Genomic DNA, 12,731 nt, shown 5'->3' on the forward strand with positions numbered 1-12,731 from the left:
CTCCTATTAAGATTTTGTTTTAATGCCACCGGCTATAAATACAAGCGTTAAAACACCAAATATATATGCCTGTATAATACCAATAATTATGTGGAGCAGGCTAAACGGAATCGGTACCAGCAACCCAACGATACCGAGAAGTATTATGGCAATCATATCGCCGCTTAACATATTCCCAAAAAGCCTTACGGCAAGCGCAACCGTTCTTGTAACCTCTGCTATAAGGTGGAACGGGAGCAATATCCATGTTGGTTCTTTATAGTGTAAAAGATATCCTTTAAACCCTTGTGTTGCAATACCAATAACGTGAGTCATGGAAAAAGATATTAACGCAAACGCAAGGGTTGTATTGAGGTCTGCGGTAGGCGTCTTCAATCCTGGTATCAGACCGGCCATATTGGAGAAACCAATAAGTATCCAAATGGTACCCAATATAGGAACAACCAGCCACGGATTCAATGGCAGGACATCTTTTATCGTTTTTTCCATGAACTCAAAGATAGCCTCTAACACCTCCTGGAAAAAGGATGGCTTTATGGAGAGTTTCCTTGTAGAAAAATAGCAGATTGTTATTATAGCCGCCATGACAAACCATGTGGTAGTAACTGTGTCTGTAACCTGAACACGACCAATTGAAAAAATTGTTTCCGGAAAAACATTAAATACCTTCATTGCCGATGTTTCCTAACGAACAAATACCAGACATTATAAACACCAACGGCTATGCCAATCATAAGAAGTGTTATTGTCCACGAAATGCCTTCCCCGTGTATTTTTTTGTCCAGATACCTTCCCAGATAAGCCCCTCCAACTACCGGGATAACGAAAGTCCATCCACCAACGCCAAGAACATTGGCATAGCGCCAGAAGTTTGATTTCTCCTTTCGGGCACTCAGTAGTTCTTTCGCAGATCTCTCTATATCCATTGAAAATTTTTTATCTTCCATCAAAGGCTTCCTTTTACCAATTTTATAGTCTTTTCCATAAATGACCTTTCGATCCCCTCAAACATCTCACGAAAAGCCATCTCAGATTTGTCTCTTTTAGCAAGGTTGGTTTCAATGATTTCTGCAAGTTCTTCAGCATTGTCATTTTCGAATACCTCCCTGGACGTGATGGTCACGATTCCTTCCCTTACGCTTACTATTCCTTCATCAACTGCAAGAAAAACTTCCTTGCCATTAACATCTGTATAATAGCAAAGAGAGGGTACTGTGACGGTTAAGAAATTCGTGTGACCCTTTAAAATACCAAAAAAGCCTGTCTCATCTTTCAACCTGATATAGGTTATGTTTTTTTCCATGATCTTTGTGGGAGTTACAATATTTAATTTAAAAGACGAATTGCTCACCGTATCTCCTCAATGTCTCCGATCATAAAAAATGCATTTTCAGGGACATCGTCCATTTTCCCCGATAGTATTGTTTCGCAACCGTCAAGGGTCTTACCGACAGGCACATGCTTCCCCTCTCTGCCAGTAAATTCCTTTGTAAGGAAAAATGGCTGTGTGAGGAACATCTCGAGTTTCCTTGCCCGCTTAACAATGAGCCTGTCAGACGGAGAAAGCTCTTCTATGCCCAGCATAGCAATAATATCAAGGAGTTCCTTATACCGGGAAAGGTGCTCCGTTACAGACCTTGAGATTTGATAATGTCTCTCTCCAACATCTTCAGGGCTAAGTAATTTTGAGGTAGAAAGGAGTGGATCAATGGCAGGATAAAGCCCTTTTGATGCTATTTCACGGGAAAGAACAACTGTCGTATCAAGATGGGGGAATACGTTCGCAACGGCGGGGTCTGTTATATCATCAGCCGGCACGTATATCGCCTGTACAGAAGTAATAGAACCCCTTTGAGTTGACACAATCCTTTCCTCCACTTCGGCAAGCTCAGAAAGAAGTGTAGGCTGGTAACCTACCCGAGAGGAAAGCCTTCCCAAAAGGACAGAGACCTCGTTGCCTGCCTGAATAAAACGATAGACATTATCCATTAAGAAAAGTATATCACTTCCCAATTCATCCCTGAAGAATTCCGCCAGGGTAATTGCCGTTAACGGCACCCGAAACCGAATCCCAGGGGATTCACACATCTGGCCGAATACGAGTATTGCGTTGCTTAAGATATCCTGCCTTTCCATTTCTCTCCAGAGTTCATGCCCTTCCCTCATTCTTTCTCCAACACCGCAAAATATGGATATCCCTGAATAAACCTTCACCACCTTGTAAATGAATTCCATAAGCAACACGGTTTTCCCAACCCCCGCACCGCCAAAAAGACCAATTTTGCCTCCTTTGGGAAAAGGCGAAAGTAGGTCTATTATCTTTATACCAGTCTCCAGTATACCTGAAGCAGGTATCTGTTCTTGTAAACCTGGAGGTGGTTTATGAATGGGTATCAAGGTATGGTCTTCAACCGGGGGTTTCCCATCTATCGGCTCACCAAAGATGTTAAACGCCCTTCCCAGACAATTCTTACTTACCGGGATTTTGAGCGAACTGCCTGAAGGGACAACTGCCATGCCCCTTTTCAGGCCCTGTGTGAATCCAAGCGCAATAGCTTTTACCATTGTGCTGCTTATGTGGTCATGTACCTCAAGGATGATATGTGACCCATCCGTTTTCTTTACAACGAGGGAATCGTAGATATTGGGGAGTCCCCCGCTGAACTCAATTTCTACAACATCGCCATGAATAGCCGCTATGATACCTTCCATAATTATCTCTATTGCTTATCTGTCTTACTCATGTTACAAAAAATTATACTTTGGCGCTATGTTAGGTTTCGAAAATTACACAAAAATCTTCATAATCTGACAGGAATTAATGACTTTTCTTGTTCCATGAGGGAAATCTTAAGCAATATCAGTTGAATTCAAGAAGTCATTAATATCACAGGAGTAAAGCAGATAAGCAATTTTTCCCTTGTCTTTAAAGGTCAATACACCATATGTTATTACCTTACTCTTCGAACTCATTTTTTGCAATAAGTATTCTATAAACATTACTTTGTTAAAATAATATGCAAAACTATCTTAATTGCCGCTATTTAAAAGGATTTATGTTTTGAAAGATTCTTGATTAATTACCATACAAAATTAAGTATGACGCCGAACGTGAAGGCATGCAAAACATATTACTTTACGAACGGTTTCAATGGTTTTTGAAACAAAGTAATGTATTTGACTATTCCTTAATTTTTGCGTAATTTCCTCTGTTTTTGTCTTTTATGTATTGGATCATTGTGCGAGCTTCATTTTCCACTCTCTGAAAATCTACAGATTTACTTATGCCATAGGCTATGTAGTTCCAGAGTATATTAAAAGCTTGGGAATATGCCGAGATTATATTGTTTATAATGGAATCTCTTGCTGTGGTGGTGTTTTGGTTTTGTTGTATATTGGGGTAGCGTCTGTTTTGGTTTTGTTGTATATTTAATGAAACGGTTAAAAATATCAAGTTTTTAAGCAGTTTCTTCAAGGGATATTGGGGACTTAAGGGAGAGACTTGAGAATTGGCGACAGTCTCGTTTTTTTTAAAATCCAGGGGACATATAAGAAACAAATGAAAAGGCTTTAAGATGCTGCACAAATACCTGCATACCCAGGGCAAAATGGTGATCTATCCTCTTACCGACACAAACCTTAAAAAATGGACAAAAATGTATGAAGACTATTCATGTAAATCTTTCCGCAGATAGTTACAATATTTACATAGGAAAAGATATCCTTGCGAAAGTAGGGGAGATTGTCGCAAAAGACAAAGAACCATGCAAAACGCTCTTAATAACCGACGAAAACATAGAAAAAATCTATGGAGACGTGGTTGCAGAAAGTTTCCGACAGAACAATTTTGATGTAAAATTACTTTCCTTACCGCCGGGAGAAGAACAAAAAAATATCGAAAATGCATTATTGCTTTACGACAACTGCTTTGCCCATAAACTTGACAGAAAATCCCTCATCGTAGCCCTTGGAGGAGGCGTTGTCGGGGATTTAAGCGGTTTTATTGCAGCAACCTTTATGCGCGGCATTCCTTATATACAAATTCCCACCTCGCTGCTTGCGCAAGTTGATAGCAGCATCGGCGGAAAGGTAGCCGTCAATCACCCGAAAGGGAAAAACATGATCGGGTGTTTTTATCAGCCAAAGGCAGTATTCATAGACACAAACACGCTTTCTTCCCTCCCGTCGAAAGAAATGGTTGCCGGAATCGCTGAGGTTATTAAATACGGCGTTATAAGGGATGCGGAATTATTTGCGTTTATGGAAAAATCAATGGATGCTATTCTTCAATTACAAGATGAAGCATTGCTTAAAATTATTGCCACGTCGTGTCAGATAAAGGCCAATGTTGTAGAACAGGACGAAAAGGAGAAAGATCTTCGTGCCATTTTAAATTATGGACACACCATAGGCCATGCCATAGAAACGGTTACCCATTACAAACAATATCGTCACGGAGAAGCCGTTGCCATAGGCATGCTTTATGCCACAAAAATAGCAATTGAACTTGGCATCGCGGATACCTCCGTTTTCGACCGGCAGCTATCCATAATGAAAAACCTGGGCTTATCCATTCAAACCGGACTGAAATCAGAGGATATTATAAAGGCGCTGTACACTGACAAGAAAACGGTCTCCGGAAGACTCCGTTTTGTGCTCCCTACAAAAATCGGCGAGGTTATTATCTCTGATAAAGTAAATGATGAAATGCTCTACCGCGTATTAGATAAACCCCTTTTAGCCTTCTAACCATGGACTCGAAAAAACATCACCCGCAATGCGTGCCGGGTATTTTGGTTTTTCGATGGAGTATGTTTCTTTTAAAAACCTTATCATTCCCTTTCTTTATAAAGGATAAGCAACTTGACTGAATTTGAAGCCATTCTGCGCCTTCATATGACAAAGGGCATCGGGGCGAGGACATACCAGACACTTGTCGAAAGATTTGGTTCTATCGCCGGGGTATTTCAGGCGGTGAAACCCGAATTGGAAAAGTTACCCGGCATAGGCGGGAAAATAGCAAACGCAATACTGGAAGAATCGCAACGCGTTGATATACACCAGGAAATTGATTTAGCAGAAAAAAACAATATAAAAATTATCCCCTATACAAGCGCCGATTATCCGCAACACCTGAAGAATCTTTACGATCCCCCTCTAGTCCTTTACGTAAAAGGCAATTTGCTGGAAACGGATCTTATAGCCCTTGCGATTGTTGGATCGAGACGCTGCACCTATTACGGGCTGTCACAGGCAGAACGGTTTGCCCGCCAACTGGCGCAAAAAGGTTTCTGCATAATAAGCGGGATGGCACGCGGAATAGACACAGCAGCCCACAAGGGAGCGATCAGCTCAAATGGAAGAACGATAGCCGTTCTTGGCTGCGGATTAGGGACAGTCTATCCCAAAGAAAACACCGTATTATCAGAAAACATAATACAGCATGGCGCACTCATCTCGGAATTCCCGATAAACACGCCTCCTGACTATCGGAATTTCCCGCCGCGCAACAGAATTATCAGCGGTTTATCGCTTGGCGTACTGGTTATCGAGTCAACGCTGAAAAGCGGCTCCCTCATCACTGCTCAATGGGCATTGGAACAAGGAAAGGAGGTCTTTGCATTGCCGGGAAACGTTGATAGTCTCTACAGCCAGGGCACAAACAAATTGATCAAAGAAGGCGCAAAACTAACGGAAGACATTACCGATATTATCCAGGAATTAGGGCATGTTGCAGATAGTTTATGCCCTGCCGGCGAAGATGCAGCCTTAAATGACCCAAGAGATTTATTGCTCAACTCACATGAGAAAAAGGTTTTTTCCCTTTTATCCAGCACTCCAATATATATTGATGAGATTATTCAATCCACCAAACTACCAACATCTATTGTTTCAAGTACATTAATGATCCTCGAAATTAAAAAACTGGTAAAACAACTTTCAGGCAAACGGTTTGTTAAAGCCTGATTGCCTGCCAAATTCATTTGAATATACGTAATTTCTAAATAAGCTGATGTTTTTATAATAATTCCTATCTTTTAAATTGAACCTTTAAATTGGACCAGTGCACTGAGGATAAATAACGTTTGAGCTGATCCACCCTTTATTTTATCACTACCCAAAAGAGGGCATTGACGACGCTCAAAATATAAGGATAATATATAACGACGTGTACTGGTCTTTTCAGTGGCATTCTTATTGCGCTCTTAAAATATACAAGGAAAATAATTATTCCTTTTTCAAGCAATCTGTTTTCTGCATTTGCATTGCCGGGCGGTTGTAATCTTTTATTATTCCGGAACTAACGATTGTAAAACATTGCCAGCAATATAAACAATACGCTGTTATGGAATGATATCTTGTCTAAAACGATAGATTGCGCAATCTATCGTTTTAGAAAAATCATATTGTTCCATGTTTTAATTTAACATTCATTTTTTTATTGGTAAGGGAGGGGTGTAATGAATTTAATTCGTTGGGAGAATACAGATCCTTTAGAAGGCTTTACTCATATTCAACGTGAAATGGGTGATTTGATTGATTTTCTCAGTTCCGGATCTAAGACGGAAGGATATGTGGGCGCAGAATTCCCCCAAATGGTGGTATCTATGAATAAAGATAACGTTATTGTAAGGGCAGAACTTCCTGGCATTAAGGTTATCGATCTGGACGTTCAGGTTGCGGATGATATTTTAACCATTAAGGGAGAGAGAAAACCAAACACGGGCGAAGGACATATAACTTATTTGCGCCGGGAAAGAAACTTCGGTACATTTGCCCGTTCTACTATGTTGCCGGAAAAAGTCGATGCAGAAAAAGTTGTGGCATCATACAAAAATGGTGTCCTAACCATCACATTGCCTAAGGCAGCAGAAAAAAAACCGAAACAAATTGAGATAAAAAAATCTTAAAGAAAAAGGAGATTTTTACAATGAGTAATACAGAGTACCCTGTCGTTAAAAAAAAGAAACTTGCGCCGGACAGATGTATTGTGACGGGAAAAGGCAATTGGTATTATCCCTTGTCGGATATTTATGAAACACCGGATAATTTCACAGTCGTAATAGATATGCCCGGGGTGGGAGCTAACAACATTACGGTAGATATGCAAAGCAATGAATTAATAGTTAATGGAGAAATCTCTCAGGAAGCATACACTGATGAGAAATTACTTTACAGCGAATACAATATAGGACATTATCACAGGCACTTTATCCTTTCGGATGCCGTAAACAGAGATAAAATCGAGGCAAAGATGTCTGATGGGATTTTAACGATAATACTCCCAAAGGCGGAGCATGTAAAACCACGAAAGATTCAGGTAAAGGAAGCATAAGAGAGATTCGCACCATTCGCGGGCAATATGAGAATCTGGCGTATGATTAAGCGCCAGGGGTATTAATTAACTATGGCTCAGAAACAATGATTATTGTGGAGAAAACTGAATGTGTTGGATGTGAAGAATGTTTATATGCATGCCCCCCCGCGGCAATTATCATGAATATGGACAAGGCAGAGATACTTCAACACAAATGTGATCAATGCGAACTGTGCATTAACGCATGTCCTGTAAAGGCAATAAAAAATGTACCGGAATAAGTTGGAAAAACAACCCTTTAGTGTTGTAGCAGTAATTTCTTGTAACAGTTCAGATTTTTGAAAAAGTAAAAACGCTCGTTCCCAAGCTCCGGCTTGGGAACGCAAGTGGCCTTGGAAGCTCCCGCTTCCCTTATGCTAAATTTCAATCCTAATCCTCCCCCCTTGCCCCCTCAAAGAGGGAGAATGTCCCCCGCTAGCGGGGAGTGTTGGGATAGTTGTCCCCCTTTGAAGGGGTCAGGGGAGGATTTTATATTTTGTTTCGAATTTCGCATTTTCTTTTGGTGCTTGTTTCGTTCTGGTTATGCCAGCGTATGGGTGAAATAATTGTAGCAATCATTTTTATTATTTTTAAAACCTGATTTATGGAGGGAAAAACTATGTCTGAACCTGGATTGTTCTGTCAAATAAACACTGCAGCGACCGGCCCGGCGGAGACTGTGAAAAAACATGTACCGGTAATAACATTGCCCGAAAAGGTAAAAGCGGGAGAACCATTTACCGTAACTATCAAAGTCGGTGAAGCCCCGCATGTGATGGAAAACGGGCATTTTATACAATTTATCGATTTATACTGCGGCCATATCTATCTTTCACGTGTGGATTTTACCGCAGTTATGACAAAGCCGGATATCTCTTTTTCCATTGTACTGCAACATGAAGGCTCCAGAACACTCAGGGCATTCAGCCGGTGCAATCTCCACGGTATATGGGAAGGTACGAGGGAAGTAAATGTAATGACATAATCTTTCTTTTCACAAGGAGTAATTATTATGATAAAGGTAAAAACATTTACTTCCACTCTGAAGATATTTCATGTTCATAATGAACTAGTTGAACTGGATAAGGAGGTGAACGATTTCTTACAACAAAACAATATTACAAAGGTAGTCTCGGTTTCTGACAGCACAACAAATACCGGCGGCGATACTATGGGAATAATACGTGTACTTGCTTATGAGTATTAAATACCGTGAATGAATCTATTCGCAGGATTATTCTAAAGACCGGTATTAAAAACGAATCGCTATTATTTATTCTATTGGTTTTTTTTCAGGAGAAGAAAAAATGAAGAACAAAAGCACTTTAACCCTTGCATTATTTTCCGTTACCATTGGCGCAAGCGCCTTTTTTTTCGGAACGTCTGTTTCAAAAGCCTCGAACATTGATGGTATGAAATTATATTTACAACACTGCAAAACCTGTCACGGCGTTGATGGAAACCCTACAGATCTTGGCGAAGGCCTGGGCGCGCGTAAATTTGCAGACGCTGAGTGGCAGGCAAAGACGAGTGATGAGCGAATAATTGAGCAGATAAATGAAGGCACGCCGGAAATGATGATGCCTTTCAAGGAAAAACTTACCCCGGAAGAAGTGAAGGCTTTGGTGCCTGTTGTCAGAGGGTTTAAAAAGTAAGTTGTGCTGAAAATTTTTACACCGGGAAGAGGATACCATAATTATGGCACATAAGAAAACAAGTATGTTGAGAATCGTTTTTATCTTTTCAGCCTTATTTTTGCTTGCAGGTTCCGTCATTCCTTTTCCTTCCCGTGGGGAAGAAAAGGCCATAGACGCACGAAATCTTTTTGAATATCACTGTGCCAAGTGCCATGGATTGACAGGAGAAGCAAACAAAAGGGGAAAGGCATTAAAGGCGCCGGATTTATGTGATCCTGGATGGCAAAATTCAAAAACAGACAAAGAAATTCTCTATTCCATCACTAACGGAAAGAACAAAATGCCGGCATGGAATGAAAGGCTGTCACCTGAAGAGATAGAGGCCCTGGCCAGGTACGTGAGGAAATTATCAAAAAAGCAACGGTGATGAACGCCATTGCAGATTAAAAATTACCGTTAATAAATTTTTACGACTTTGTTCTCTTTTATGTTCATGTTTAGGAATTTTAATATTTTTAGTTAAACAATGAACAAACCCACCCCTCAATATCCTCCCAAGAGGGGACTTATCAAACTCTCCTTTTAGGAGGAGTTAGGGGTGGGTAAAAATGAATGTCGTTGGGTTTTTTGTCTTTTTAAAATACAACCTAATTTGCGAAAAAATGAAGGCGTGTTTTTTTTCCCACCGGGGGCAATATCTCTTATGTCACATAATGTAAAAAAGATTGGTGTGTTAACAGGTGGAGGAGATTGTCCCGGACTGAACGCAGTCATCAGGGCTATCGTGAAGTCCGCTGTCCAAAAACATGATATTGCCATAACAGGAATAGAAGATGGCTATGATGGGCTGATATTACCAAACAAAACAAGAGAGTTGACCCCATTTAACAGCAGGGGTATTCTTCATGTCGGGGGAACCATACTTGGCACTTCAAACCGGGCAAATCCATTTAAATATCGAATAACGGTAAACGGTAAAACGGAGATAAGAGACGTCTCCTCGGAAGTTATACAAAAAACAAAATCTCTGGAATTGGACGCCCTTATCGTTATTGGCGGGGACGGCTCGCTGAACATCGCATCTCATCTTTATGACATGGGCTGCCCGGTGGTAGGCGTACCCAAAACGATCGATAACGATATCCTCTTCACAGATGTCTCTTTCGGATTCAGTACAGCAGTACAGATTGCCACTGAAATGCTGGACCGTTTGCATACCACCGCAGAAAGCCACCACCGGGTGATGGTAATGGAGGTAATGGGAAGATATGCAGGATGGATCGCCGTGGCGTCCGGGATTGCAGGTGGCGCTGACGTAATACTCATCCCGGAAATACCCTATGATAAGGAAGAGATTTGCCAGAAAATTCTCCGCAGGCAGAAGAAAGGTTGCCGTTCCAGTATTGTTGTTGTATCGGAGGGTGCAAAAGAAATAGACGGCGCATTGTGCATTTTGCAGTCGGCAGAAGAAGGCGGGAGTGCGGAACGACTCGGGGGCGCTGGCGAAAAGGCTGGACTTTACATCAAAAATAACACCGGCATAGATGTGCGGGTCACAACGCTGGGGCACGTGCAAAGAGGCGGGACTCCCAATGCCACAGACCGGATACTCTCCACCAGATTTGGCGCCGCTGCGGTTAAGCTGATTATTAATAATCAGTTTGGACGCATGGTGTGTCTGAAAGGACAGGACATTGAATCTGTTCCGCTGAGCAGTGTGGCAGGCGGACAAAAAAAAGTGCCAACGGAAACAGGATTGGTAATAACGGCGGAGGAAATTGGCGTTAATTTCGGCAGAAAAGCGTAAAACCTGAAACCGTAGGGGCGAAGCATTTGCGATAACTGGCATACATGCGTTCATACTCAAGCATGCAAATGCTTCGCCCCTACATCGTGCGGTAAATATCGTTATTAAAAATGTTACAAGGTTTCACCAGTTAATTACCCCCCTGGACGTAGAGCAAGCAATTTCAATGAACCCCAAAATAACAACTTCACTTGCCTTCGGCCTGCTCATTATCGGTATTGTTGCGGTTCTCTTCATTATCATTCTGCCTGGCAGAAATAAAAAGACACACTATCCGGATTTTTTCCGGCAGGGACATCGTATTGCCGGCTATGCCTTCTTTGTGCTTTATATATTCATATGTTATTTAATGTCATTGAAAATCACGCGCGACCCTATTACCTGGTCGGCAAAGGATGCTATTCATGCGTATCTCGGACTTGCTATTTTCCCGCTGCTCGTTGCAAAAATATGCGTTGTCCGCGGTTTTAAAAAATATTATCCGCGCCTGCCAATATACGGCATGATCGTAATGGTTGCCGTATACCTGACGGTTATTATGAACGGCGGGTATTTTCTCCTCACTTTAGCCCGCAGTCAGTACATTGTGCTTTTACAACAAGGCAAACCGGTAAAGGTGAATGCGAGTGAAGGTAGGAAGGTAGTACAGACGAAATGCTCCAGTTGTCATTCGTTAGAAAGGGTGTATTCACATTTTAAAACAGCGGCGGAATGGAGGGATTATGTAGCCCGCATGAGGGCAAAGGACCCGCTTCGCCTGAGCGATCTGGAAGAATTGCAGGCGCTGGGATTTCTGATAAAAAACCTTGGCATTGATGAGCAAAAAATGGATGCACAGGTAGGCATGAAGATAATTTTAAACAAATGCCATCTTTGTCACACACTAGAACGCGTGTTCCAACAGAAGAGGACGCAATCAGATTGGCTAAAGGTAATAGAAACAATGCGGGCATTTGATCCGCAGTTGCTGAGTGATTCCGAAGCCCGGCAAGTCCATTATTATTTGAGCAAGATGCTTCTAAAACAAAAAATAGATTCCTGAGAGAAAACACCTTGTTTTATTTCTTTTTTTCGTATACAGATATAGGCGGTGTGTATGTGTGTAGAACTATTTAATTTGCATGATAAAGTCGCCCTGGTGACAGGCGCAGGAAAAGGGCTTGGAAAATCAATGGCGTTAGCCCTGTCAGAATCGGGCGCACATGTGGCGGTGGCAAGCCGTACTTTTTCAGATGTGGAAGAAACGGCGCAGGAAATAGAGGGAAACGGGGTAAAATCACTTCCTATTGCCGCTGACGTAACAAAGCCGGAAGATGTGACAAAAATGGTTGAAATGGTTTTGTCAAAATTCAAAACTATCGACATCCTTGTGAGCAATGTCGGCGCCTTCATTGGCGGTTCAATACAGGATATTTCCTTAGACGATTGGCATAAAATGATCGAAATAAATCTTACAAGCACCTATTTATGTGTAAAAACGGTAGGCAAGCACATGCTCGACAAAAAATGCGGCAAAATAATCACCATGAGTTCCGCCCTTGGAATATTTGGTGCAAACCGGTCTTCAGCATATTGTTCCGGTAAGGGAGGGGTAATACAACTCACAAAGGCCCTGGCAATTGAATGGGCAAAATACAACATAAATGTCAACTCAATCGCCCCCTATTCGATGGAAACTGAAACTACCAGGGAAATGCTGAAAGACGAAAAAATAAAGCAGGCGATTATTTCAAAAATCCCCTTACAGCGGATTGGACAACCCTCCGATCTCTCCGGAACTGTTGTCTTCCTTGCCTCTAAGGCGTCTGACTATATAACCGGACAGGTTATATTCGTAGATGGCGGGTTTTCTGTACAATAACCCGGCGCTGCAAAGCCGCAATTTAGAAGGGTTGAACCGCTAAGGGACTTGAAATTAGTTTTTGTCAGA

At 41.6% G+C, this 12,731-nt stretch carries 16 protein-coding genes; 12 read left to right on the plus strand and 4 right to left on the minus strand.

Going from position 1 to position 12,731, the window contains the following annotated elements:
- Positions 1–6 precede the first annotated feature (6 nt).
- From atpB to atpD, 4 genes are read right to left on the minus strand one after another with little or no spacing between them, the layout of a single operon-like run.
- Positions 7–672, minus strand: a complete 666-nt coding sequence (gene atpB, locus M5U24_RS02795) for a F0F1 ATP synthase subunit A (protein WP_164995630.1) — start codon at positions 670–672, stop codon at positions 7–9.
- On the minus strand, positions 669–947 hold the full coding sequence (locus M5U24_RS02800; RefSeq protein WP_099325431.1) for an AtpZ/AtpI family protein: 279 nt from the start codon (positions 945–947) through the stop codon (positions 669–671). Before M5U24_RS02800 ends, atpB begins: the two co-directional genes overlap by 4 nt.
- Positions 947–1,351: a F0F1 ATP synthase subunit epsilon gene (locus M5U24_RS02805; protein ID WP_099325430.1), complete on the minus strand. Its 405-nt coding sequence runs from the start codon at positions 1,349–1,351 to the stop codon at positions 947–949. Before M5U24_RS02805 ends, M5U24_RS02800 begins: the two co-directional genes overlap by 1 nt.
- Positions 1,348–2,712 (minus strand): F0F1 ATP synthase subunit beta, encoded by a 1,365-nt coding sequence (gene atpD, locus M5U24_RS02810; RefSeq protein ID WP_099325429.1) that lies wholly within the window; start codon positions 2,710–2,712, stop codon positions 1,348–1,350. The genes M5U24_RS02805 and atpD overlap by 4 nt, the downstream gene beginning before the upstream one ends.
- Positions 2,713–3,660: 948 nt before the next feature.
- On the opposite strand from atpD, the gene aroB reads away from it, so the two are divergent.
- The 12 genes from aroB to M5U24_RS02870 all read left to right on the plus strand — a co-directional run bounded on the left by aroB (position 3,661) and on the right by M5U24_RS02870 (position 12,662).
- On the plus strand, positions 3,661–4,749 hold the full coding sequence (gene aroB / locus M5U24_RS02815; protein ID WP_164995631.1) for a 3-dehydroquinate synthase: 1,089 nt from the start codon (positions 3,661–3,663) through the stop codon (positions 4,747–4,749).
- Positions 4,750–4,863: 114 nt separating this feature from the next.
- Entirely contained in the window at positions 4,864–5,967 is a 1,104-nt protein-coding gene (dprA, locus tag M5U24_RS02820) for a DNA-processing protein DprA (RefSeq protein WP_169704099.1), read from the plus strand.
- A gap of 494 nt (positions 5,968–6,461) precedes the next feature.
- Positions 6,462–6,911, plus strand: coding sequence for an Hsp20/alpha crystallin family protein (locus tag M5U24_RS02825; RefSeq protein ID WP_099325426.1), 450 nt, complete (start codon positions 6,462–6,464; stop codon positions 6,909–6,911).
- Between the two features lie 20 nt (positions 6,912–6,931).
- Complete coding sequence (locus M5U24_RS02830; RefSeq protein WP_099325425.1) at positions 6,932–7,336, plus strand: Hsp20/alpha crystallin family protein; 405 nt, start codon at positions 6,932–6,934, stop codon at positions 7,334–7,336.
- Between the two features lie 95 nt (positions 7,337–7,431).
- Positions 7,432–7,599: a 4Fe-4S binding protein gene (locus tag M5U24_RS02835; RefSeq protein WP_197705175.1), complete on the plus strand. Its 168-nt coding sequence runs from the start codon at positions 7,432–7,434 to the stop codon at positions 7,597–7,599.
- A 377-nt stretch (positions 7,600–7,976) separates the two neighbouring features.
- The gene (locus tag M5U24_RS02840; protein WP_099325423.1) at positions 7,977–8,342 is read left to right on the plus strand and encodes a class II SORL domain-containing protein; all 366 of its coding nucleotides are present in this window, start codon (positions 7,977–7,979) and stop codon (positions 8,340–8,342) included.
- A 27-nt stretch (positions 8,343–8,369) separates the two neighbouring features.
- Positions 8,370–8,564, plus strand: coding sequence for a hypothetical protein (locus tag M5U24_RS02845; RefSeq protein ID WP_099325422.1), 195 nt, complete (start codon positions 8,370–8,372; stop codon positions 8,562–8,564).
- 100 nt (positions 8,565–8,664) lie between these two features.
- Entirely contained in the window at positions 8,665–9,012 is a 348-nt protein-coding gene (locus M5U24_RS02850) for a cytochrome c (RefSeq protein WP_298201481.1), read from the plus strand.
- A gap of 43 nt (positions 9,013–9,055) precedes the next feature.
- Positions 9,056–9,421: a c-type cytochrome gene (locus M5U24_RS02855; RefSeq protein ID WP_298201482.1), complete on the plus strand. Its 366-nt coding sequence runs from the start codon at positions 9,056–9,058 to the stop codon at positions 9,419–9,421.
- Between the two features lie 276 nt (positions 9,422–9,697).
- Complete coding sequence (locus M5U24_RS02860) at positions 9,698–10,801, plus strand: ATP-dependent 6-phosphofructokinase (protein ID WP_099327037.1); 1,104 nt, start codon at positions 9,698–9,700, stop codon at positions 10,799–10,801.
- A gap of 103 nt (positions 10,802–10,904) precedes the next feature.
- Entirely contained in the window at positions 10,905–11,843 is a 939-nt protein-coding gene (locus M5U24_RS02865; protein WP_298201544.1) for a DUF6529 family protein, read from the plus strand.
- A gap of 54 nt (positions 11,844–11,897) precedes the next feature.
- Positions 11,898–12,662 carry an SDR family NAD(P)-dependent oxidoreductase gene (locus tag M5U24_RS02870; RefSeq protein WP_099325417.1) on the plus strand — a complete coding sequence of 255 codons (765 nt, stop codon included), beginning with the start codon at positions 11,898–11,900 and terminating at the stop codon, positions 12,660–12,662.
- Positions 12,663–12,731 lie beyond the last annotated feature (69 nt).

This window comes from Candidatus Kuenenia sp., assembly GCF_027493735.1.
GTDB classification, from domain to species: domain Bacteria; phylum Planctomycetota; class Brocadiia; order Brocadiales; family Brocadiaceae; genus Kuenenia; species Kuenenia stuttgartiensis_A.